This window comes from Bradyrhizobium quebecense, assembly GCF_013373795.3.
Lineage (GTDB): Bacteria > Pseudomonadota > Alphaproteobacteria > Rhizobiales > Xanthobacteraceae > Bradyrhizobium > Bradyrhizobium quebecense.
Genome location: NZ_CP088022.1, coordinates 279,135 through 301,082, shown reverse-complemented (window position 1 = coordinate 301,082; position 21,948 = coordinate 279,135). Strand labels below are relative to the sequence as shown.

Below are 21,948 nucleotides of genomic sequence, written 5' to 3'. Positions count from 1 at the left end.
GCTCCCGCAGTCTCAAAGCCAAGGTTCGTCGGGGATAAAAGCCGAACCGGGACAACAGGGTGGGCGTTATGGCTGGTGCGTTGTTGCGTACGGCAACACGATTTTTGTCTGGTTCGCTCACTACGCGCGGCGCTGCGGCCATGCTCACCGCCATCGGAGCCGCAGCGCCGCTGACGATGGTGCAGGCCCAGACCCCCGCCCCGACCGAGCTGCCGCCGGTCACCGTGATTGCCCCCTCGCCGCTTTCAGGCACGCGCAGCATCAAGCCTGCCGCCCGGCCGGTGGTGCGGACCTCGCGAACCGCCCGAACACGGGCCGCGCCGGCCCAAACCGCGGCGGCGCCGGAGGGCGGCACCGGGGTTCCAGGCCCCTCCGACCGTGACTCGAGCCTGCTCGACCGCGACAAGATCCCGTCCAACACCGAGGTGCTGACCTCGGCGGATTTCAGCCGCAACTATTCGACGAACTTTCTGGACTCGGTGAACCGCAAGCTGCCCGGCGTCACGCTGACCGATCAGACCGGCAATCCGTTCCAGCGCAATCTCGACTATCGCGGCTTCGTCGCCTCGCCGGTCCAGGGGACGCCGCAGGGCATCGCGGTCTATCAGAACGGCGTCCGCATCAACGAATCCTGGGGCGATGTGGTCAACTGGGATTTCATCCCGGAAAAGGCCATCGACCGGGTGTCGCTGGTTCCCAATAACCCCGTGTTCGGCCTCAACGCGATCGGCGGCGCGCTCAGCATCCAGATGAAGAACGGCTTCACCTATCAGGGCGTCGAGGGTGAAGTGTTCGGCGGCTCCTATGGGCGCGTGCAGGGCAGCGTGCAGGCCGGCGGCCAGAAGGACAATATCTCGGCCTACGCCGCGTTCGAATCCGCCTATGACCGCGGCTGGCGCGACTACGCCAATTCCTCGCACGTCAACCGCATGTATGTCGACATCGGCGCGCGCAACGACGACACCGAATTCCACGTCAATTTCACCGGCGCCAGCAATCTGCTCGGCAACGTCGCCGCAACGCCGGTCGAGATGCTCAACCAGCGCTGGTCGAGCGTCTACACCTGGCCGCAATCGACGATGCTGCAGCTCGCCTTCGTCAACGCCACGCTGAGCCATAATTTCTCGGACACCTGGTCGTTCCAGGGCAACGCCTATTTCCGCGGCTTCCGGCAGACCCATGTCGACGGCAACGGCACGGACGTTGCGCCGTGCGACGATCCCACGACTTTGTGCATCGGCGACGGCCTCCCGGTTTTCGGTCCTGCGGACGGTCCCGCGACTCCGAACACGCTGGGCAACGCCTTCCTTGGCGAACTCGATCGCAACCGAGCTGCCACTAACAGTTTCGGTGGCACGGCCCAGTTCACCAACACAGACAGGCTGTTCGGGCACGACAACCACGTCGTGATGGGCGTCAGCGTCGATCACGGCAACACCAAATTCACGGCGACCAGCGAGCTCGGAACGATCGATCCGAACAACCTGTTCGTCACCGGCACCGGGGTCTTCATCAACCAGCCCGACGCCGGTCTCAGCCCGGTCGATTTGCGCGCCACCAACACCTACACCGGCGTCTACCTCACCGACACGTTCGACGTGACGAGCAAATTCTCGGTGACGGCGGGCGGACGTTTCAATCTCGCCCAGATAGACCTGCGGGACCAGACCGGCACCAATCCGCTGCTGAACAGCAGCAACCGCTTCCAGCGGTTCAACCCGGTGATCGGCGGCACCTTCAAGATCACCCCGAACCTCACCGCCTATGCCGGCTATTCGGAAGCCAACCGCGCGCCGACGCCGCTGGAGCTCGGCTGCTCCGATCCCAACCATCCCTGCATGATCGACAGCTTCCTGGTGGCCGATCCGCCGCTCAAGCAGGTGGTCGCACACACCGTTGAGGCCGGCCTGCGCGGCAGCTGGGGCCGCGACGCCAGGACCGGCGTGCTGAGCTGGGGCCTGGGCGTGTTCCACACCCTGTCCGACGACGACATCATCCAGGTGACAAGCCCGCTCGGCGTCAACAATTTCGGCTTCTTCCAGAATGCCGGACAGACCCTGCGGCAGGGCATCGAGGCCAAGCTCGACTATCGCTTCGATCGCTGGAACGCCTACGCCAACTACACCTATGTCGACGCGACCTATCGAAGCGCGATCACGCTGTCCTCACCGAACAATCCGAATGCCCTGACCAACGACGCCGGCGCGCAATTTGTCAACGTCACGCCGGGTGACCACATCCCGGGCATTCCCGCGCACCGCTTCAAGGCCGGCGTCGACTACAACGTGACAGATGCGTGGAAGGTCGGCGCCGACCTCAACGTGGTGGGCAGCCAATGGATCATCCATGACGACACCAACCAGAGCCCGAAGGTGCCAGCCTACTCGGTCGTCAATTTGCACACGTCATACCAGGTCACGAAGAACATCGAGGTGTTCGGCCTGATCAACAATGTGTTCAACCAGCACTACTACCTGCACGGCGCGTTCTATCAAACGGGCGGCTTTTCCAGCGCCGGCGGTCTGCCCAACCTGATGGCGCAGCTGAGCGATCCGCGCACCTTCGTGCCCGGCATGCCGCTCGCCGCCTATGCCGGCATCAGGGCGAAGTTCTAGGGGGGTGTCCTGCGGCCCCGCGATGCTTTCGACGCCGTCATTGCGAGGAGCGAAGCGACGAAGCAATCCATTTTTGCTCGCGGCGTGATGGATTGCTTCGCGGAGCCTGTCATCCGGCGGCGCTATGCGCCGACCGGGTGGCTCGCAATGACGTGGATAGAGCAACCCACATCAACTCCGCCAGCCTGACTGATGCCGCGCGCTACGCCACCGTCCCGCCGTCGACCGGCATCGCGATGCCGGTGACGAACGAGGCCTTGTCCGACAGCAGGAACACCGCGACCTCGGCGATCTCCTCCGGGCGTGCGGCGCGGCCCATTGGATTGCGGGTCACCGCGGCCTTGATCAATTCCTCGGGGTCGGCTTCGTTGTGGCCCGGCTGGTCGGGCCGGTTGACGAACACCCGCAGCATCGGCGTGTCGATCGCGCCGGGACAGATCGCATTGATGCGCACGCCGTCCTTGGCGTGGCGCTTGGCGAGCGCCCGCGCCAGCCCGATCACGCCGGCCTTGGCCGCCGAATAGGTCGGGCTCCATGGCGAACCGACCAGGCCCGAGGTCGATGCGGTGAACAGGATGCTGCCCTTGCGCCGCGCCGTCATCTGCCCGAGCGCCGCATTGGTGGTGATCAGCTGCGAGCGCAAATTGAGATCGATGCTGAGGTCCCAGCCTTCCAGATCGTCGATCACAGACGGACCGGGAATGCCGAGATGATTCCAGACGCAATCGAGCGCGCCGAACTCCTTCATGGTTGCAGCGACGATGTCGCGCGCAAAGCCGTCGTCGCGCAGGTCGCCGGTCAGCGCCAGCGCGCGTCCGCCGCCCTTTTTGATCTCATCGACCACGGCCTTCGCACCAGCCTCGTTCTGGTCGATCACCGCGACCGCCGCGCCCTCGCGCGCGAGAATGAGCGCGCCGGCGCGGCCGGCGCCCGACGCCGCGGCGGTGACGAGTGCGATCTTGCCTTGCATGTCCATGGTTCGATCCTGATTGTGCTCGCGACCTCGAGCCTTCTTGGTTCTGATTGAAGTTCTGGTTGGATCAGGAGCGCAACGCCGCAGTCTTGCGCTGACGCGCTACCGTCACGCAGCGGGCTTCGCGCTAGCGGCCGCCGAACAGAACCGGAGACTGGCCGGGCAGCAGCTGCGAATGGATGTCGCTGTCCATGCGCTCCGCCCCAAGCTGGGTGAAACCGGCCCCGAACGACAGGGTGACATTCGAGGTCGGGCGGAACTCCAGTCCCGCGCGCGCCGTATACCCGGCGTTGACGCCGGGATTGCCGCTGAACGGCACCAGCGGCCCGCCGGCACCGGGGGGATTGTATTTCAACGAGTCGAAGCCGGCGAAGAACGTCACGGGCGTATCACCGACGCCCTTGAAATTGTAGCCGACCTGCGCGCCCTGATATTCGAGCGAGCCGAATGCCGCCGATTGACCGAGCGTGTTCCAGCCGGCGCGGCCGCCTTCGCCGCCGATAAACCAGCCATCCGGACGGCCGTTCAGATACGAGAAGTCGCCGCCTTGCGGGGCAGTGGCGTCAAAGCCCGGAAAGTTGCCGTAAGTGTCCGCCTTCTGGCCGTCGGCCAAGCCGCCGCCGAAGCCGAACAGCGAGCCCGGCGTCCAGTAGCGCACCGGGCCGGCCTGGGCGTTGGCCTGCTGGGCGCCGAGACAGAGCACTGCGGCGATGATTGCGAGACCGGATTTGCTTGCGAAAGTGGACATCAGGTTACCGTCACGTGCGGCCAAACTATACCCGTCGGACGTCGACAATGCCAGCGCTGCGCCCGATCGGGACGTAGCTCGCCAGGCTCCCGCGAGCCGCTGACGACCCTCGGCAGGACGAAGCGGCCACGCCTAGTCGAGGGAACACCGACGTCGCATCGACGAACGGCCGGGATCAGGGACGCGATCGTTTTGCGATCAGGATCACCGGTCAAGCACCGACGGTGTCAGGCGCCTTGATCATCATGTGCACATGACAATCAAATAGCGCCTCAAATCGACGGCATGATCGACGGGATCGTGGAGCGGTGTTTGTGCCAACGTCGCAGTGTTGCAAGATCGTCCGATCGCCTGGAAATTGATCGCATCAATAAGCAATGCGGATTGACAGGCCGGCTCGTTTTCGAAACTGTGCGACACTGCGTCGCAGGCGCCGTCCGTCGGACTTGTGATCTCTCGACGCGGAAATGGCGTCGTCATGAAGTGGTTTCGTTCGAACATCAGGCACGGGACTCGGCTGGCGCTGTTGGCGCTGTCGATCCAGTTCGTGCTGTCGTTCGGCCATTTTCATGCCATTGCGCCGGCACAGGCGACAGCGTCGTTCGCGGCGCATATCGAGAACGCCTCGCGAGACGAGCCTCGTTCGAATCCTGATTCCGATCAGGCCGTAGATCTCTGCGCGATCTGCGCCGTCGTAGCGATGACGAGCACGGCGACGCCGGTGCCGGCGTTGCCGCCACTCCAATTGCCCGATGCCGTCGCTCTGCTCTCCTGGCAGATCGACAATTATGCGGCCCCGCTCGACATCGGCCGGCTGCACTATCAGCCGCGCGCGCCTCCGATCTCCTGAACTCCCTGCACGACTGAACGTCGAACGCGGCCACCATTCGGCTGCCGTTTGATCAATGGGGAATTTCGCCGTCGCGCATCGACGGCGGGCTCGACCGCGTCCTTCGGTGAGGATCCGGATCGCAGCCTCGTGAGATCGAGAACCAACATGTCAGGACATACCAGACGACGCGCCGCTGCCGGCGCAGCATCGCTCTTGGTCTACGGGATCAACGGCGCCGCATTCGGGCAGACGACCGCGCCGACAACGACTCTTCCCGACATCACGGTGACGGCGCCGCAACGCCACACCGCGCCGGCCGGACCGAACAAGCCGAAGACGCGCGTTGCGAGCGGCGGCGGCCACCGCGCGCGCAGAACCGGCGCGGTATCGGCGACGCCGGAATCTCCGGAACAGACCCAGGCTCAAGCCGTCGCAAGCCAGAACACGCGGCTCGACCAGGCCCGCGCCGCGCTGCTGGCACCCACCGGCGCCAACAGCTACCAGATGAGCCGGCAAGCCCTCGAGGCATTGCCGCAGGGGACCAACACCACTCTCGACAAGGCGCTGCTGCAGGCGCCCGGGGTTTCACAGGACTCCGCCGCAAGCGGCGATCTGCACGTGCGCAACGAGCACGCCAACCTGCAATACCGTATCAACGGGATCATGCTGCCGGACGGCGTCGGCGCCTTCGGCCAGATCATCGACACCGGGATCGTCGGCAGCATGGCGCTGATCACGGGCGCGCTGCCGGCGCAGTATGGCCTCCGCACCGCCGGCGTGCTCGACATCCAGACCAAGACCGACGCCTTCAACAATTCCGGCAGCGTCAGCGTCTATGGCGGCAGCCACGGCACCTTCACCACTAGCGTCGATTATGGCGGCACGATCGGACAGACGCAGTACTACGTCTCCGGCCGCTATTTCGGCAGCGACGTCGGCATCGAGAACCCGACGCCGGCCTATAGCGCCATCCACGACCGGACCGACCAGGAGAAGGGCTTCGCCTATGTCTCGACCGCGATCGATCCGACCAGCCGGCTGACCTATATCGGCGGCGTCTCCAACGGCGCCTATCAGATCCCCAACAATCCCGGCCAGGCACCGGCGTTCACCGCCTACGGCGTCTCGAACTTCGATTCCGCGCTGCTCAACGAACGGCAACTTGAATTCAACCAGTTCAACGTCGTGGCCTATCAGAAGGCGGGCGACGGGTTCGACTACCAGGTCGCCTATTTCAACCGCTACAGCCAGCTGCACTTCATGCCCGATCCGGTCGGCGATCTCGTTTTCAACGGCGTTGCTTCGGACGTGTACCGTCAGAGCTTCATCAACGGCATCCAGGAGGACACCTCCTACCGACTGGGCTTCGCGCACACGCTGAAGTTCGGCGTCGCGGTCAGCGCCGAGCGCTCACTGGTCAACAACGGCTCGACCGTGCTGCCGCTCGACGATGCCGGCAACCCGATTGATGCGCCGCTCTCGGTGTTCGATTCCAGCGCCAAGACCGGATATTTGTTCTCCACCTACATCGCCGACGAATGGAAGATCACGAACCAGCTGACGCTCAATGCCGGCCTGCGCTTCGACCAGATGTGGCAATATGTCGATGCCAACCAGCTGAGCCCGCGGATCAGCCTGACATGGAAGCCTTATGAGGGCACGACCTTCCATGCCGGTTATGCCCGCAACTTCACGCCGCCCGAGCAGGTGCTGGCGGCACCGACCAACCTTGCGCTGGTACAGAACACGACCGCGCAGCCGGCGACCACCGCCAATGACCCCGTGCTGCCGGAGCGCTCGCACGTGTTCGACATCGGCGTGACGCAGAAAGTCTACGCGATCCCCGGCCTCGAGGTCGGCATGGACGCCTACTACAAGATCGCGACCGATCTGCTCGACGACGGCCAGTTCGGCCAGGCCTACGTCCTGACCGCCTTCAACTATGCGAAAGGCACCAATGAAGGCGTCGAGCTGACCGCGCGATACGATCACGACAATCTGCACCTCTACGGCAATGTCGCCATCGCAAGGCAGGTCGCCACCCAGGTCGTCTCGAACCAGTATCTGTTCGATCCTGACGAACTGGCCTACATCGCCAACAATTACGTCAACACCGACCATGCCCAGACGCTGACCGCATCGGTCGGCGGCTGGTACCAATGGCGCGACACGAAGTTCAGCGCGTCGGTGATCTACGGCTCAGGCTTGCGCGACGGCTTCGCCAATACGGGCACGGTGCCGCCATACACGCAGGTCAACGTCGGCGTCTCGCACGATTTCAACATCGTCGCGCCGAACAAGCCGACCACGCTGCGCTTCGACGTCGTCAACCTGTTCGACACCGTGTACCAGATCCGCGACGGCTCCGGCATCGGCGTGTTCGCGCCGCAATACGGCCCGCGCCGCGGCTTCTACGCCGGCATCACGCAGAAGTTCTGACGAGGCCAGGCCGCGCTGCACAAGGCGCGCCCGCTCACAGCTCGGCGACCAGTTGGACCAGTTGGTCCCGCAACCAGACATGAGCCGGGTCGTGATGATAGGACCCATGCCACAGCAGTGACACCGTGACGTCTTTCACCTTCACCGGCGGCGGACTGAGGCTGAGCCCGAGATCGGCAGCGAAGCGGCGCGCCAGCCGCGCGCCCATGGTGACGATCACGGGCGCCAGCGCCACCAGATACGGCACGGTAAGGAAGCGCGGCGTGGTCAGCGCAACGGACCGCTGCAGGCCGAGCTCTTCGAGCGCCTCATCGACAGAGCCGCGCACGGTGCGCCCCGGCCGCAGGCTGGTCAGCACGTGCGGAAGCCGGATGTAGTCCTCGAGCGAGATGGGCGGCGTGATACCCGTCTTCTCGGCATTGAACATGCAAAGGAAGCTCTCGGTGAACAGTACGCGCTGTTTGTGATGCAATTGTCCTTGCTGGATCGACCCGTAGGAGAGCGCGAGATCCACTTCGTCGGCGTCGAGGTCATCGAGCAGCCGGGACGTATCGACGTTGTAGAGCCGCAGATGAATGCCCGGCGCGATCTCGCGCATGCGCGCCAGAAGGCGCGGCACGATCAGGATTTCCATACTGTCCGATAGGCCGAGCCTGAACGTTCGCACCGCGGTGGCCGGATCGAAGGTCTTCTCGCGCAGCAGCACCGCCTCGACCTGTGCGAGCGCGGTCCGCACCGGATCGAGCAAGGTCATCGCGCGCGGGGTGAGGCGCATGCCGTCGGCCCCGCGCGTGAGCAGCTCGTCATCGAACAGTTCGCGCAGGCGGGCGAGATTGTGGCTCATCGCGGATTGGCCAATGCCGACGGAGCCTGCCGCCCGGGTCACGCTCCGTTCCGTGAGCAGCGCATTGAGATGAACAAGCAGGTTCAGGTCGATCCGACCTAAATTGACGGCATCGATGGCCATTATCGATCCTATCTGTTTGATCGATGATCATAGCCTCACCATCTCCTCCGGCAAGGGAGCAGACGGGCAATCGCTCGCCGCCCAGGTTCTGACACTCAAGCCAACGGAGGATCCCATGTCGATCCGCAGCACAATTCTCGCCACAGCCTTTACCCTCGCCTCACTTGGCGCCTCGCTTGGCCCCGCAGAGGCGCGCGGACTCCGGCCGATCGAGGCCCAAAGCATTCATCTGGGCGACGTGTCCGGCGTCGCCTACTACACGGTCGAGCCCGACGGATATCGCGTCGTGACCACGCTCTCACAGGGCGAGGCCGGAACGCCGGTCCGCTTCGTCTCGGTGCTGGCGCCCGGTCAGCGTGCCCTGCTCTCGACGCCGAACCAGGCAGGCGCACTGGAAATCAGCCGGAGCGGCGACAGCCTGACCGTCCGCAAGTCGGGCGCACTCTCCAATTAGCCCCCACAGCGGAGCCTTCCATCACTTGGTGCAGGAGCGACAGATGTCCACGATCCACTTTCATTGGACGACAAGCTTGACGCCCGAGCAGTACCTCACCGGTCTCACCGACTTCGGGCCGGGCCGCTCCAAACTGTTCGGCAATAGCGCCGACGCCTATCTCAAGGTGCATCATCGCGGCCCCTCGGATGCTGACGTGACCGAGGGCTCGAGCGGCATCTGGGAGCGTTTGCACTACGACTGGTCGGACCCCGACCATGTCGTCCTGACGACGACCGACTCCAATGCGTGGGGCGGCAGGTCGGGCCACACCTACACCTTCACGCGGCGGTCCGATGGCACGACCGACATTGACCTGGTCGTGGTGCGCGACGGCAAGAATCTCAGGGGATGGGTCCTCGGTCTCGTGCTTGGGTCCATCGGCAGAGGCGTCCTGGAGAAAGCATTCGAAAACTCCGTCAAAGCCATCGAGCAGCGGCAAGCCCATGTGCTTCCGGGCCGGATTGCCGCTTAGACGCGGAGAATCGAAAGTATTGCTCCGAGATCAATGTTCCTATTGTACCGAGCAATGTACCGGACCATATCTAGGTTTATCGAACGCATTGTACCGGGGCAGCCCGGTGCAAGCCGAATGGAGACAACTGAAATGGAGATCAATTATCTCGATACGTTCCTGGCATTCCTCGGAATGACCTTCGGACTGGTCTCGGTGATGCCCGGCCTGTTTTTCCAGCCCAAGGCCGAGGCGAAGCGCGCGAGGGCAGCCTCGATCCGCGCCGGCAACAGCAGGCGATGATGCACCGCGGCTTCTAGGCCCGCATCACGCCGAAGTTCTAGCCCGCGACGAGCAGCTTCTCTTTCAACAGTGCCGTCAGCCAATCGGCAAACACCTGCAGCCGCCGCGACAGGTGCTGGCGGTGCGGATAGAGCAAGGTCATCGGCATCGGCGCCGCGCGGTGCTGCGGCATCAGCTCGACGAGCTCGCCGACATCGAGATGCCGTTTCACGTCATAGGCGGAAATCTGGATCAGGCCGAGGCCGGCCGTTCCCTGCATGCACGCGCCTCTCCTTGCAGGGAAAACAGGCCGCCGGCGGAATTTGACCGCCGGTTTCGCCGGCGATATCTTTCGCCCGCTGGGCCCTTCGCAGTGACGGTCTATTCGAGGCGCACATGGAATGGTCGACCAGGCCGGCCCGTCCGGATCAACCCTTCGGCAGTTGGGCAGACGACCTCGCAGCTGCCTTCGTGCGACTGGAGCCGCGCCGGATTGCCGAGGAATCGTTTGCCGGCGCGATCTGCAAGGTCGACGCCGCGCCGCTGCAGATATCGCGGGTCACGGCCAGCGGGCACATCGTGCACAGGCTCGCCTCGCACATCGCTGCAAGTACAGACGACCTTTGCTTCGTCAACCTCCAGCTCGAAGGGCTCGGACGCACCTCGCAGCGCGGCCACGAGCAAATCAGCGCCCCCGGCGATCTCGCGGTTGCCGATACGACGCAGCCGTTCGAGATCGCCCACCGCAATAACTTCAAGCTGTTCTGCTTTGCGGTGCCGCGGCGTCTGTTGCCGGACACGCTGTTCAACCACCCGCGGCTCGGCCTGTCTGCGACCGAAACCGGCCGCGCGCTGTCGCGGACGCTGGCGAGCTACGCCGAGCTCTGCCTGAGCGGCGGCCGCCTCGCAACAACCTCGGCGATGCTCGGCACGCATATCGCCGAGCTGATCGCGCACGCACCCGACATCCTTGCCGACTTGTCGGCAGAGCGCGTGCATACGCCGGTGCTGCTATCGATGATGCTTGACCACATCGCCCGTCACAACGACGACCCCGAGCTCGGCGCGCCGGCGCTGGCCAGGAAATTCCGCTGCTCCGAGCGCTACGTGCACCGCCTGTTTGCAAGCACCGGCCGCTCCGTGGGCGAACACGTCAACGAACAGCGGATCGCCGCGTGCACGCGCGCCCTGCTCGATCGCACCTCAGCGCACAAGACCATTGCCGAGATCGCCTTTGCCGCGGGCTTCCGCGACATCTCGCATTTCAACCGCCTGTTCAAGCGCCACAATGGCCTCGCCCCGCGCGAATTCCGCCGCGCCGCCGCGCACTGAACCGCGGCGAGATTAGGTTCACTCCGCGCCAAGAAATCGGGCACTGCCGTCCAAGATTTCCCGACCACGCCGCGATAGCCATGAGCCCGAACCGCCGACACGGAGGGCATTGGCATGGCGATCGATTTCACGCTCACGGCACAGCAGCGCGAGCTGCAGCTCGCCTCCCGTAAGTTTGCCAGGGAGGTGCTGGCCGATGCCAGGGCCGCCGAAAAGCTGGCGACGCCCGAGCAGCGCTTTCTCGCGACCAAGCCGACCTACGAGGCGATGGTGGCGGCCGGCTATCTGCGCAAATGCATTCCGGCGCCGGCGGGCGGCGACAATGCCGGCATGATCGACATGGCGATCCTCGCCGAGGAATTCTACAGCGTGAACCCCAGCGTGACCCTCACGATGCTCGGCAGCGTGCTCGGCCTGCTGCCGCTGCTGCTCGGCGGCACGCCGGAGCAGTGCCAGCGGCTGCTTGCGCCGTTCCTGAAGACCAGCGGCGCGCCGCTCGCCGCCTTCTGCTCCAGCGAGCCGGGCGGCAGCGCCAACGCCGCCTCGCCGCCGCCCGGCGAGGGCGTCCGCACCACCGCGCGGCGCGACGGCGACAATTGGCTGATCAACGGCCGCAAGAAATGGGTGTCCTCGGCCACCGGCTGGAATCGCGAGGGAGCCGATCTTCTGACCGTCGTGTGCCGGACCGATCCGGCGGCAGCAGCGGAGGCCGCCATCTCGATCATTGCCGTGCAAGGACCGGTGAGCGGCCTTGTGTTCGAACGCGCCATCGACAGCATCGGTCATCGCGCGCACCTCGTCCCGCAGTTTGGTTTGCAGAACGTCGCAGCGCCGCATCACAATCTGCTCGGGCAGCAAGGCGCGGGCCTGGCGCTGACCGCGGCGGCGTTCACCGGCACCGCGGCACTGGTCGGAATCTTCGGCGTCGCGCTGATGCGGACGGCCTTCGCGTTCGCACTGGATTTTGCCCGCAGCGAAAAGCGCGGCGGCGTTCACCCCATCATCGAGCATCAAGCGGTCGGATACGCGCTCGCCGATGCCAAGACCACGATCGAAGCGGCGCGCACTCTCAGCTGGCGCGCCTGCCATGCACTGGACACCCAGTCGCCGGCGGCCGAAGAGCTGGCGGTGCAGGCCAAGATCTTCGGCTCCGAGTCCGCCGTGCGCGTCATCACCGATCTGATGCGGGTGGTCGGGATCGACAGCTATGATCATGAGGCCCCATTCGGCGGCCTGCTGCAGGACGCGCTCGCGCTGCCGATCTTCGACGGCGGAAATCTCGGCATCCGGCGGCGGCAACTGCACACGATGTTCAAGAGCCGCGACTACAGCCCGCTCGCCGCAAGCGGCGCCGCGTAGCGCGAAATACTGAAGGAGTGCAATCATGAGCACAGAGCGGAAGGTGGCAATCGTCACCGGCGCATCGCAGGGGATCGGCGCCGGCATCGTTCAGGCCTTCAGGGATCGCAATCGCCGGGTCGTCGCGACGTCGCGCTCGATCAAGCCGGCCACCGATGCGGATATCGTCACGGTGGCGGGTGATGTCGGCGCAGCCGATACGGCGGAGAACGTATTCAAGGCGGCGCTGGAGCGCTTCGGCCGCGTCGACACGCTGGTCAACAACGCCGGCATCTTCATGGCCAAACCCTTCACCGCCTACACGCAGGATGACTACGCCAGCTACATCTCGACCAACGTGACCGGCTTTTTCAACATGACCCGGCGCGCGCTGGAGCTGATGAGCAAGCAGGGCCACGGCCACGTCGTCACCATCACGACAAGTCTCGTCGACCAGCCGATGAGCAGCGTTCCGGCCGCCCTCGCCTCGCTGACCAAGGGCGCCCTGAACGCCGCAACCCGCGCGCTCGCGATCGAATATGCAAGGACCGGAATCCGCGTCAACGCAGTGTCGCCCGGGATTATCAAGACCCCGATGCACCCCGCGGAGGCGCATCAAGCGCTGGCCGCGCTCCACCCGGTCGGCCGGATGGGAGAGATCTCCGACATCGTCGACGCGGTGCTCTACCTCGATGGCGCAGGATTTGTGACCGGAGAAGTGCTCCACGTCGACGGCGGACAGGCCGCCGGCCACCACATGCCGTAGCGGGCGATGTGGTCCTACCTCCCGTGCTTTGTTGAACGGGACCCATGGGTGCATCGACACCGGGCTTTCCCTGCGCCCTCTGAACAGAGGACGAAACGAAAAGCAAAAGCTCGGACAAATCATGTCGCGAGAACGCAAACGCATACCCCGTCATCCTGAGGCGCGAGCGCAGCGAGCCTCGAAGGATGCACGGCCCGGCCGGTGGCCGTCGATCCTTCGAGACGCGCTACGCGCTCCTCAGGATGACGGAACTACTACACCGAACCTCCGCTACATTGCGCCGCGAACCGCGCTGCGGCGCAACAATCAAAATGAGACTGCCCGTTAAGCACCCCCGCTGCGACGACATCCGCGCCGCGCCTGCCTTCGGCTAGCTTTGCCGGAAACAACCGGACGCCCATCAGCCTTCGTCAGGCCAGGTGGACGCCGGTGACAACACAGAGGGAGGAGAGCGATGTTGAAAGGCAGTTTAGGACTGATTGCGTTGAGCAGCCTGTTGCTTTCGGGCACGGCGTTCGCCCAGGAGAAGATCAAGGTCGGCGTCACCGCGACGCTCGAGGGCACCTATACGGTGCTCGGCGAGGATGGCATGCGCGGCCACCAGACCGCGCTCAACGTGCTCGGCAAGAAGATCGGCGACAAGGAGCTCGAGTTCATCGTCGCCTCGACCGACGCGACGCCGGACTCCGCGGTGCGCGCGGTGCGCAAGCTGATCGAGCAGGACAAGGTGCAGATCCTGCTGTCGCCGCTGTCCGGCGACGAGGGCATCGCGGTGAAGAATTTTGCCAAGACCCATCCGGAGCTGACCTTCGTCAACGCCGCCTCCGGCGCGCAGGAGACGACCTATGTCGATCCGGCGCCGAACTTCTTCCGCTACAACATGGACGGCGCGCAGTGGCAGGTCGGCCTCGGCAAATATGCCTATGAGACCAAGGGCTATCGCAAGATCGCCACCGTCGGCGAGGATTACTCGTTCATCTACACCCAGGTGTTCGGCCTGGTGCTCGAATTCTGCGGCGCCGGCGGCCAGGTCACCAACCGGCAATGGGTGCCGCTCGGCACCAAGGACTTCGCCTCTGTCATCGCAGCGCTTCCCGACGATGTCGATGCGATCTATCTCGGCCTCGGCGGCGCCGACGCCGTCAACTTCCTCAACCAGTATCAGCAGGCCGGCGGCAAGGCGCATCTGATGGGCGGCTCGATCATGATCGACCAGACCATCCTGTCGTCGAAGGGCAGCGCCAAGAACGCGCTGATCGGCACCATCGCCGCGAGCGGCCAGGCGGATACCTGGGAGGATCCGGGCTGGCAGAAGTTCGTGAAGGCCTATCAGGACTCGTTCCCGGAGAGCAAACGCTTCCCGAGCCCGTCGCTGCTCGCCACCAACTATTACGGCTCGACCATGGCGCTGATCCTGGCGCTGCGGCAGGTCAATGGCGATCTCTCCAACAACCAGGCCAAGCTGAAGGACGCACTGGCGAAGATCGAGATCGACGCCCCGAACGGCAAGATCAAGCTCGACGCCAACCGCCAGGCGATCGGCACCAATTTCGTCACCGAGGTGGTCGATGACGGCAAGGGCGCGCTGTTCAGCAAGGTCGTGAAGGTGATCCCGAACGTCAACCAGACGCTGGGCTACGATCCGGCGGTTTTCGCCAAGATCGGCCTGCCGAGCCGCACGGTCCCGGAGTGCAAGAAGTACTGACGTATTTGTTGCAGGTGCGAGCAAGCCAGCCGTGACGGAGCCGCGCGGTTGCATGAACAGCCCTGCTCGCCCTTGCTTTCCGCGGGCGGATGATGAACGCTTGTCGAAAAGACAAGAACATCCCGCGGGAGGGGAGGCATGAGCAGGGCGCTTGCCGTCTTCCACGGCCGGTTCGGTCGCGCGACGGTCTATCAGTTGAACCGTCCCTTCAACGTGCATGCGCACCGCGAAGGGCACCTGATCTTTCATGTCGGCGGCACGCCGGCGCAGATCGATGTCTCCGAGCAGCGCCTGCTGCTCAAGGACGACACCGTGGTCGCGGTCAACCCTTGGGAACCGCACAATTTTCTGCCGACCGACATGGACCACGGCGCGATCTTCTTCGTGCTCTATGTCAATGCCGAATGGTTCGCGCCGCAGCCCGCGAGCGCGCAGGGCCTGCGGTTCGGCCGCACCTTTTTTCCGCGCACCGAGACGCTCGACCGGCTGATCCGCCGCACCGCAGCACTGGTGTGCGGCGCGCCGTCACTGCGCAGCCTCGATTGCGAGCTCAGGCAGTTGATCGATTCCTGCTACGAGGAGAGCTGGCAGGCGGCGCAGGACGCGCGCGCCGCTGCTGCCGTGACTGATTTCCGCGTCCGCAAATCGATCAAGCTGATGTCGGAAAGCCCCGGCGCCGAAATCGAGCTCGATGCGATCGCGCGCGAAGCGGGCCTGTCGCGGCCGCACTTCTACCGGCTGTTCCGCACCCAGACCGGCGTCACCCCTCACCTCTACATGAACACGCTGATCATGGAGCAGGCGCTGGATGCGCTGGTGGCGACCGAGGCGCCGATCGCCGATATCGGCTTCGATCTCGGCTTCTCCTCGCAGAGCGGCTTCACCCGCTTCTTCGCCGCCAATGTCGGGATGGCACCGACCGACTATCGCCGCGCCGCCAAGGTGTTGCGGCCGTGAAGGAGTTCCAGAGCAGACGATAAAAGATACTCTCGATCAAATCCGAAGCTTTCGCCCTCGGTAGGATAAAGGACACGCGGCCCGGCAGACGGTCGCCACGTCAGAGGGAACGCGACGGAGATGGCCAGGTTCATCGAACGCCATCCGGCCTGGGCGCTGATCGTGATCATCGCGGTCGCGGTGCTGCTGTGGCTGGTGTTCGCGATCTGGCCGCCGGGGCTGGAAGCCGCGATCGGCCGCAAGCGCGTGTTCCTCAACGCCGTCTTGAACGGCATCACGCTCGGCGGGCTGTATTTCCTGGTCGCCAGCGGCTTCACGCTGATCTTCGGCCTGATGCGCAACGTCAACCTCGCGCACGGCTCGCTCTATCTGTTCGGCGGCTATATCGGCTACGCCATCAGCACCTGGACCGGGTCGTGGATCCTGAGCTTCATCGTCGCCTTCATCGCGGCGGCGCTGGTCGGCGTGATCCTGCAGCTCGCCGTGTTCCGCCGCATGGAGGGTCAGGACCTCAGGCAGACCATGGTCACGATCGGGCTCTCGATCGTGTTCGCCGATCTGATGCTCTGGGTGTTCGGCGGCGACTTCTACCAGGTCCAGACCCCGAGCTGGCTGATCGGCCCAGTGCAGCTGCCGCTACTCACCGCGATCAAATCATCGGGCGAGCCGGTCTATCTGCAGTATCCGCTGGTGCGGCTCGTGATCTTCGCAGCCTCCGTCGTCATCGGCATCGCGATGTGGCTGGCGCTCAACCGCACCCGGATCGGCATGATCGTGCGCGCCGGGGTCGACGACCGCGACATCCTGGCCGCGACCGGGGTGCGGATCCAGCTGGTGTTCGTGCTGGTGTTCGCACTCGGCGCGGGCCTTGCCGGCATCGCCGGCGTGGTCGGCGGCACCTTCCAGTCGCTGTCGCCGGGCGAGGACACGCGCTTCCTCCTCGCCTCGCTGGTGGTCGTGATCGTCGGCGGCATGGGCTCGATCCCGGGGGCTGCGCTCGGCGCCGTCATCATCGGGCTCGCCGAGCAGCTCGGCTCGGTCTACATCCCGACCTACGCCATCGTCGTCACCTTCCTGATCATGGTCGTGGTGCTGGCGCTGCGGCCGCAGGGCCTGCTCGCGAGGCGATGAGATGTCGTTGCTGCAGAGCACCCAGTTCCGCCCCGACCCATCCGCCAACGCGACCCGCCGCGCCCTGATCCGCACCTGGCCGGAATTCCAGAATCCGGCGGCCTGGCTGGTCGCGCTGCTCCTCGTGATCATGCCGCTGATCGCCAACGGCTTCTTCCTGATCGAGATCTTCGCCACCACGCTGATCCTCGGCGTCATCGCGCTGAGCCTGATGTTCCTCGCCGGCTATGGTGGCATGGTCAGCCTGATGCAGCTCACCATCGCGGGCTTCGCCGGCTACATGGTCGCGGTGTTCGGCATGAGCGGCAACGCCAATATCAGCCTCGGCTGGCCGTGGTGGCTCGCAACCCCGATGGCGCTGGCTCTGGCGACGCTGTTCGGCACACTCGGCGGCGCGCTCGCGGTGCGCACCGAGGGCATCTACACCATCATGATCACGCTGGCGATCGGCGCGGCGTTCTACTACTTCACCAACCAGAACTGGGCGATCTTCAACGGCCACACCGGCATCAACACCGTCGCGACCCCGCATTTCTGGGGCGTCGACTGGCGCGCCGACATCGCCTTCTATTATGTGACGCTCGGCGTCGCCGCGATCTGCTACTTCGCCGTCCAGTATGTCTCGCGCGCGCCGTTCGGCCTCGCGCTGCAAGGCGTCCGCGACAACCCCCGCCGCATGGCCGCACTCGGCTTCAATCCGAACGCGCATCGCATCGCGGCCTACGCCTTCGCCGCCTTCATCGCGGCGCTCGGCGGCGTGCTGCAGGTCTGGAACTACCGGCAGATCTCGCCCGGCTCGGTCAGCGTCGGCGCCTGCATCGACGTCCTGATCATCGCCGTCGTCGGCGGCATCACCCGGCCGATCGGTCCGTTCATCGGTGCCCTCATCTTCGTGCTGCTGCGCACCTTCGCGCTCGACGTCTTGATCAAGTTCGGGCTCGACGGCAATCGCTTCCGGCTGCTGATCGGGCTCGGCTTCCTTGCCATCGTGTTCTGGTCGTCCGACGGCGTGATCGGCCTCTGGGAACGCTGGCGGCGGCGCAGCGCATCCGCGACGCAACGTTCGGGCGGAGGCCGCCATGGATAGCGTCGCGCAGCGACTGTCCGTGGTCGGCGCCGGCGCAGCCCTGGAGCTGCGCGGCGTGACCCGGCTGTTCGGTGCGCTGGCGGCGCTGACCGACGTCACCATCACCGTGCGGCCCGGCGAACGGCGCGCGGTGCTCGGCTCGAACGGCGCCGGCAAGACCACGCTGTTCAACTGCATCACCGGCGACTTCCCGCCCTCCTCCGGCACGATCCGCTTCTTCGGCGAGGACATCACCCAGTTTCCGCCCTATGAACGCATCCGCCGCGGGCTGCGCCGCACCTACCAGATCTCGGCGCTGTTCCCCGGCCTCACCGTGCAGGACAACGTCTATCTCGCCTGCCGCGGCGTCTCCCGCGGGCGGTTCTCGTTGCTGCGCCCTGGGCAGAACGATGCGCTGATGCACGCGACCGAAACGCTGGTGCAGGCCGTGCACCTTGCCGGCGTCAAGGACCAGCGCGTCGCCGAGCTGGCGCACGGCCAGCAGCGCCAGCTCGAGATCGCACTCGCGCTGGCCGGCGCGCCGCGCTTCATCCTGTTCGACGAGCCGGCGGCGGGACTGTCGCCGACCGAGCGGCGCGAGCTGATCGAGATCCTGACCTCGCTGCCGGCGCATATCGGCTACATCATCATCGAGCACGACATGGACGTTGCGCTGCGCGTCGTCGAGAGCGTGACGATGATGCATAACGGCCGCATCTTCAAGGAAGGCCTGCCGCGCGAGATCGAGTCCGATCCCGAGGTGCAGGAACTCTATCTCGGAGGCGGCCATGAATGAACGCCGCCCAGTTCCCGCACTCGAGGTGAAAGGCCTCGACGTCTATTACGGGCATTCGCATGCGCTGCAGGGCGTCGACCTCACGCTCGATGCCGGCGTGTTCTCGGTGGTCGGCCGCAACGGCATGGGCAAGACCACGCTGTGCAAGGCCATCATGGGCCTGGTTCGCGCCAGCAGCGGCTCGATCCGGATTCGCGGCGAAGAGGCCACGCGGCTGAATCCGGCGCGGATCGCCCGGCTCGGCGTCGGCTACGTGCCGCAGGGCCGGCGCCTGTGGCGTTCGCTGACGGTCGACGAACACCTGGCGCTCGCCGGCGGCCTGCGCCGCGGCGCCTGGACCATCGAGCGCATCTACGACACCTTCCCGCGCCTTGCCGAACGCAAGAACAACGGCGGCAACCAGCTCTCCGGCGGCGAACAGCAGATGCTCGCGATCTCGCGCGCACTGCTCACCAACCCGCAGCTCCTGATCATGGACGAGCCGACCGAGGGACTTGCGCCTGTGATCGTCGCGCAAGTCGAGGAGATGCTGCTGCGCCTCGGCGACGAAGACGACATGTCCGTCCTGGTCATCGAGCAGAACATCGGCGTCGCGACCGCGGTGTCGCGCAACGTCGCCATCATGGTCAATGGCCGGATCAATCGCATCATCGACTCCGCGCGGCTCGCCACCGACCGCGAGCTGCAGCAGCGGCTGCTCGGCGTCGGCACCCACGGCGCTGACGAGATCGATGCCGAGACGGCGCCGAAAAAGGCTGAGGCGGCCGGCGCGCCGCAGCCGGAGCGCAAGGGTCCGGTTCGCATCTACGTCTCCAATCCCGTGCTGCCGACGCGCTGGTCGCAGCCGGTGCCGATCGCCCGCATCGAGGCCGCTGCACGGACGCAGTCCATCGCCGTCACGCGTCTCGAGGAAGCAACCCGCTCACGGCGCGAACCGGCAACGTCGAGGACATCGGGGCCGCCGGTCGTGCTGGTCGTCGGCACGCTCGATACCAAGGGTGCGGAGCTGCGCTTCATCCGCGATATCATCGCGGCCAGCGGCCTGCGCACCCGGCTGGTCGACGTCTCGACCAGCGGCAAGGCGGCGAGCTGCGACGTCACTGCGCAGGAGATTGCCCTCAACCAAGGCCGTGGCGGCTCCAGCGTGTTCGGCACCGACCGCGGCGCCTCGGTGACCGCGATGGCGGACGCATTCGAGCAATGGCTGCGCCGCCAGGGCAATGTCGCCGGCATCATTTCCGCCGGCGGCTCAGGCGGCGCATCGCTTATCGCCCCGGGGATGCGGGCGCTTCCGGTCGGCGTGCCCAAGCTCATCATCTCCTCGGTCGCGTCCGGCGACGTCGGTCCCTATGTGGGGCCTGCCGACATCACCATGATGTATTCGGTGACCGACGTGCAGGGCCTCAACTCGATCTCGCGAACGGTGCTCGGCAACGGCGCCCATGCGCTGGTCGGCATGGTCAAGGCGCGGCTCGAGGAACAGGCCGGCAAGCCACGCGATACGGGCGCTCATCTTCCGGCCATCGGCATCACCATGTTCGGCGTCACCACGCCGGCGGTGCAGAAGATCGCGGCTGACCTGCGCGAGGATTTCGAGTGCCTCGTCTTCCACGCCACCGGCGTCGGTGGCCGCTCGATGGAGAAGCTGGTCGAATCCGGCCAACTCGCCGGCGTCATCGATCTCACCACGACCGAGGTGTGCGACCTCCTGATGGGCGGCGTATTCCCTGCGACCGACGATCGGTTCGGCGCCATCATCCGCAGCCGCGTGCCGTATGTCGGCTCGGTCGGCGCGCTGGATATGGTGAACTTCGGCGCGCCCGACACTGTCCCGGAGCGCTACCGGCAGCGCAAATTCCACGTCCACAATCCGCAGGTCACGTTGATGCGGACCACGCCGGAGGAGAACGAGCGCATCGGCCGCTGGATCGGCGAACGCCTCAACCAGATGGACGGGCCGGTGCGTTTCTTTCTGGCCGAAGGCGGCGTCTCCGCGCTCGATGCGCCCGGCCAGCCGTTCTGGGACCCTGATGCCGATACGGCGCTGTTCCGCGCACTGGAGCAGACCGTGCGCCAGACGGGCAACCGGCAGATCATCCGCATCAAGCGCAACATCAATGATCCCGAGTTCACCGCCGCCATCGTCAGCGCGTTCCGTCCGCTGCTCGGACGCGCCGGTGGCCGGCGCAGAGTGGCGAGGTGACCCATGCCCAGGTTTGAACGCGCGGCGCTGTTGAAGAAGTTTCACGCCATGATCGCACGCGGCGAACCGATCGTCGGCGGCGGCGCCGGCACTGGCCTATCGGCAAAATGCGAGGAGGCCGGCGGCGTCGACCTGATCGTGATCTACAATTCCGGCCGCTACCGCATGGCCGGCCGCGGCTCGCTCGCCGGACTGATGCCCTATGGCGATGCCAATGCGATCGTCGTCGAGATGGCCGCCGAGGTGCTGCCGGTCGTGACCAAGACGCCGGTGCTCGCCGGGGTCAACGGCACCGATCCGTTCCGCGACATGGACGTATTCCTCGATCAGCTCAAGGCGATCGGCTTCGCCGGCGTGCAGAACTTTCCGACCGTCGGCCTGATCGACGGCACCTTCCGCGCCAATCTCGAAGAGACCGGGATGTCCTATGCGCTCGAGATCGATATGATCGCAAAGGCGCATGACAAGAACATGCTGACCACGCCCTATGTGTTCAGCGAGCAGGAGGCGACCGCGATGGCGATCGCCGGCGCCGACATCATCGTCTGCCATATGGGCCTGACCACGGGCGGCACGATCGGCGCGCAGACCGCGTTGAAGCTCGCCGACTGCCCTGCCCGGATCGAGGCCTGGGCCGAGGCCGCTCTCAGCGTCAATTCGAACATCATCGTGCTCGCGCATGGCGGCCCGATCGCGGACCCCGCGGATGCCGATTTCATCATGAAGCAGACCCGCAACTGCCACGGCTTCTACGGCGCCTCCTCGATGGAGCGCTTGCCGGTCGAGCGGGCGCTGACGGATCAGGTTCGCAAGTTCAAGGCGATCGGCGCGCGCTAACGCGCCGTGACCAA

20 protein-coding genes and 1 pseudogene are annotated in these 21,948 nt (G+C 65.5%); 16 read left to right on the top strand and 5 right to left on the bottom strand.

Going from position 1 to position 21,948, the window contains the following annotated elements:
* Positions 1-428 precede the first annotated feature (428 nt).
* On the top strand, positions 429-2,615 hold the full coding sequence (locus tag HU230_RS01570) for a TonB-dependent receptor (RefSeq protein WP_234633904.1): 2,187 nt from the start codon (positions 429-431) through the stop codon (positions 2,613-2,615).
* A gap of 202 nt (positions 2,616-2,817) precedes the next feature.
* Here the strand turns inward: HU230_RS01570 and HU230_RS01565 are convergent, their stop codons facing one another.
* The 3 genes from HU230_RS01565 to HU230_RS01555 form a co-directional block, all read right to left on the bottom strand.
* A complete protein-coding gene (locus HU230_RS01565; protein ID WP_176533269.1) occupies positions 2,818-3,591 on the bottom strand; it encodes an SDR family NAD(P)-dependent oxidoreductase in 774 nt (257 codons plus the stop codon).
* 124 nt (positions 3,592-3,715) lie between these two features.
* A complete protein-coding gene (locus HU230_RS01560; protein ID WP_176533270.1) occupies positions 3,716-4,336 on the bottom strand; it encodes a hypothetical protein in 621 nt (206 codons plus the stop codon).
* A gap of 243 nt (positions 4,337-4,579) precedes the next feature.
* Complete coding sequence (locus HU230_RS01555) at positions 4,580-4,816, bottom strand: hypothetical protein (RefSeq protein ID WP_176533271.1); 237 nt, start codon at positions 4,814-4,816, stop codon at positions 4,580-4,582.
* Here HU230_RS01555 and HU230_RS01550 point away from each other — a divergent pair.
* Both HU230_RS01550 and HU230_RS01545 read left to right on the top strand, forming a co-directional pair.
* Entirely contained in the window at positions 4,815-5,186 is a 372-nt protein-coding gene (locus HU230_RS01550) for a hypothetical protein (RefSeq protein ID WP_176533272.1), read from the top strand. The genes HU230_RS01555 and HU230_RS01550 overlap by 2 nt on opposite strands.
* 147 nt (positions 5,187-5,333) lie before the next feature.
* The gene (locus tag HU230_RS01545; protein ID WP_176533273.1) at positions 5,334-7,607 is read left to right on the top strand and encodes a TonB-dependent receptor; all 2,274 of its coding nucleotides are present in this window, start codon (positions 5,334-5,336) and stop codon (positions 7,605-7,607) included.
* 34 nt (positions 7,608-7,641) lie between these two features.
* Here the strand turns inward: HU230_RS01545 and HU230_RS01540 are convergent, their stop codons facing one another.
* On the bottom strand, positions 7,642-8,574 hold the full coding sequence (locus HU230_RS01540) for a LysR family transcriptional regulator (protein WP_176533274.1): 933 nt from the start codon (positions 8,572-8,574) through the stop codon (positions 7,642-7,644).
* Between HU230_RS01540 and HU230_RS01535 the strand changes: the two genes are divergently transcribed.
* From HU230_RS01535 to HU230_RS01525, 3 genes are all read left to right on the top strand, one after another.
* On the top strand, positions 8,567-9,028 hold the full coding sequence (locus HU230_RS01535; protein WP_224942861.1) for a hypothetical protein: 462 nt from the start codon (positions 8,567-8,569) through the stop codon (positions 9,026-9,028). The two genes, HU230_RS01540 and HU230_RS01535, sit on opposite strands and share 8 nt — an antisense overlap.
* Positions 9,029-9,071: 43 nt before the next feature.
* The gene (locus HU230_RS01530; protein WP_176533275.1) at positions 9,072-9,542 is read left to right on the top strand and encodes a hypothetical protein; all 471 of its coding nucleotides are present in this window, start codon (positions 9,072-9,074) and stop codon (positions 9,540-9,542) included.
* 132 nt (positions 9,543-9,674) lie between these two features.
* Positions 9,675-9,824: a hypothetical protein gene (locus tag HU230_RS01525; RefSeq protein WP_176533276.1), complete on the top strand. Its 150-nt coding sequence runs from the start codon at positions 9,675-9,677 to the stop codon at positions 9,822-9,824.
* A gap of 37 nt (positions 9,825-9,861) precedes the next feature.
* Here HU230_RS01525 and HU230_RS01520 read toward each other — a convergent pair.
* Positions 9,862-10,071, bottom strand: a pseudogene (locus HU230_RS01520) (LysR substrate-binding domain-containing protein); the annotation flags it as partial.
* Positions 10,072-10,199: 128 nt separating this feature from the next.
* Between HU230_RS01520 and HU230_RS01515 the strand changes: the two are divergent.
* From HU230_RS01515 to HU230_RS01470, 10 genes are all read left to right on the top strand, one after another.
* Positions 10,200-11,135 (top strand): helix-turn-helix domain-containing protein, encoded by a 936-nt coding sequence (locus HU230_RS01515; protein ID WP_176533277.1) that lies wholly within the window; start codon positions 10,200-10,202, stop codon positions 11,133-11,135.
* A 114-nt stretch (positions 11,136-11,249) separates the two neighbouring features.
* The gene (locus HU230_RS01510; protein WP_176533278.1) at positions 11,250-12,494 is read left to right on the top strand and encodes an acyl-CoA dehydrogenase family protein; all 1,245 of its coding nucleotides are present in this window, start codon (positions 11,250-11,252) and stop codon (positions 12,492-12,494) included.
* Positions 12,495-12,519: 25 nt separating this feature from the next.
* The gene (locus HU230_RS01505) at positions 12,520-13,239 is read left to right on the top strand and encodes an SDR family NAD(P)-dependent oxidoreductase (protein WP_176533279.1); all 720 of its coding nucleotides are present in this window, start codon (positions 12,520-12,522) and stop codon (positions 13,237-13,239) included.
* Between the two features lie 454 nt (positions 13,240-13,693).
* The gene (locus tag HU230_RS01500) at positions 13,694-14,944 is read left to right on the top strand and encodes an ABC transporter substrate-binding protein (RefSeq protein WP_176533280.1); all 1,251 of its coding nucleotides are present in this window, start codon (positions 13,694-13,696) and stop codon (positions 14,942-14,944) included.
* 138 nt (positions 14,945-15,082) lie between these two features.
* A complete protein-coding gene (locus tag HU230_RS01495) occupies positions 15,083-15,901 on the top strand; it encodes a helix-turn-helix transcriptional regulator (protein ID WP_176533281.1) in 819 nt (272 codons plus the stop codon).
* A 120-nt stretch (positions 15,902-16,021) separates the two neighbouring features.
* The gene (locus HU230_RS01490; RefSeq protein WP_097673275.1) at positions 16,022-17,032 is read left to right on the top strand and encodes a branched-chain amino acid ABC transporter permease; all 1,011 of its coding nucleotides are present in this window, start codon (positions 16,022-16,024) and stop codon (positions 17,030-17,032) included.
* A 1-nt stretch (position 17,033) separates the two neighbouring features.
* Positions 17,034-18,119: a branched-chain amino acid ABC transporter permease gene (locus tag HU230_RS01485; protein ID WP_176533282.1), complete on the top strand. Its 1,086-nt coding sequence runs from the start codon at positions 17,034-17,036 to the stop codon at positions 18,117-18,119.
* A complete protein-coding gene (locus tag HU230_RS01480; protein WP_021075866.1) occupies positions 18,112-18,894 on the top strand; it encodes an ABC transporter ATP-binding protein in 783 nt (260 codons plus the stop codon). Before HU230_RS01485 ends, HU230_RS01480 begins: the two co-directional genes overlap by 8 nt.
* Positions 18,887-21,097, top strand: coding sequence for an ABC transporter permease (locus HU230_RS01475; RefSeq protein WP_176533283.1), 2,211 nt, complete (start codon positions 18,887-18,889; stop codon positions 21,095-21,097). The genes HU230_RS01480 and HU230_RS01475 overlap by 8 nt, the downstream gene beginning before the upstream one ends.
* A 3-nt stretch (positions 21,098-21,100) precedes the next feature.
* The gene (locus HU230_RS01470) at positions 21,101-21,934 is read left to right on the top strand and encodes a phosphoenolpyruvate hydrolase family protein (RefSeq protein ID WP_176533284.1); all 834 of its coding nucleotides are present in this window, start codon (positions 21,101-21,103) and stop codon (positions 21,932-21,934) included.
* The last annotated feature ends 14 nt before the right edge of the window (positions 21,935-21,948 follow it).

Excerpts from the sequence above, each read along its gene's own strand:
- HU230_RS01490 (WP_097673275.1), top strand. The coding sequence starts at position 16,022 with ATGGCCAGGTTCATCGAACGCCATCCGGCCTGGGCGCTGATCGTGATC.
- HU230_RS01495 (WP_176533281.1), top strand. The coding sequence starts at position 15,083 with ATGAGCAGGGCGCTTGCCGTCTTCCACGGCCGGTTCGGTCGCGCGACG.
- HU230_RS01565 (WP_176533269.1), bottom strand. The coding sequence starts at position 3,591 with ATGGACATGCAAGGCAAGATCGCACTCGTCACCGCCGCGGCGTCGGGC.
- HU230_RS01560 (WP_176533270.1), bottom strand. The coding sequence starts at position 4,336 with ATGTCCACTTTCGCAAGCAAATCCGGTCTCGCAATCATCGCCGCAGTG.
- HU230_RS01505 (WP_176533279.1), top strand. The coding sequence starts at position 12,520 with ATGAGCACAGAGCGGAAGGTGGCAATCGTCACCGGCGCATCGCAGGGG.
- HU230_RS01555 (WP_176533271.1), bottom strand. The coding sequence starts at position 4,816 with ATGACGACGCCATTTCCGCGTCGAGAGATCACAAGTCCGACGGACGGC.
- HU230_RS01550 (WP_176533272.1), top strand. The coding sequence starts at position 4,815 with ATGAAGTGGTTTCGTTCGAACATCAGGCACGGGACTCGGCTGGCGCTG.
- HU230_RS01470 (WP_176533284.1), top strand. The coding sequence starts at position 21,101 with ATGCCCAGGTTTGAACGCGCGGCGCTGTTGAAGAAGTTTCACGCCATG.
- HU230_RS01515 (WP_176533277.1), top strand. The coding sequence starts at position 10,200 with ATGGAATGGTCGACCAGGCCGGCCCGTCCGGATCAACCCTTCGGCAGT.
- HU230_RS01535 (WP_224942861.1), top strand. The coding sequence starts at position 8,567 with ATGGCCATTATCGATCCTATCTGTTTGATCGATGATCATAGCCTCACC.
- HU230_RS01545 (WP_176533273.1), top strand. The coding sequence starts at position 5,334 with ATGTCAGGACATACCAGACGACGCGCCGCTGCCGGCGCAGCATCGCTC.
- HU230_RS01540 (WP_176533274.1), bottom strand. The coding sequence starts at position 8,574 with ATGGCCATCGATGCCGTCAATTTAGGTCGGATCGACCTGAACCTGCTT.
- HU230_RS01530 (WP_176533275.1), top strand. The coding sequence starts at position 9,072 with ATGTCCACGATCCACTTTCATTGGACGACAAGCTTGACGCCCGAGCAG.
- HU230_RS01510 (WP_176533278.1), top strand. The coding sequence starts at position 11,250 with ATGGCGATCGATTTCACGCTCACGGCACAGCAGCGCGAGCTGCAGCTC.
- HU230_RS01500 (WP_176533280.1), top strand. The coding sequence starts at position 13,694 with ATGTTGAAAGGCAGTTTAGGACTGATTGCGTTGAGCAGCCTGTTGCTT.
- HU230_RS01525 (WP_176533276.1), top strand. The coding sequence starts at position 9,675 with ATGGAGATCAATTATCTCGATACGTTCCTGGCATTCCTCGGAATGACC.
- HU230_RS01485 (WP_176533282.1), top strand. The coding sequence starts at position 17,034 with ATGTCGTTGCTGCAGAGCACCCAGTTCCGCCCCGACCCATCCGCCAAC.
- HU230_RS01480 (WP_021075866.1), top strand. The coding sequence starts at position 18,112 with ATGGATAGCGTCGCGCAGCGACTGTCCGTGGTCGGCGCCGGCGCAGCC.
- HU230_RS01475 (WP_176533283.1), top strand. The coding sequence starts at position 18,887 with ATGAATGAACGCCGCCCAGTTCCCGCACTCGAGGTGAAAGGCCTCGAC.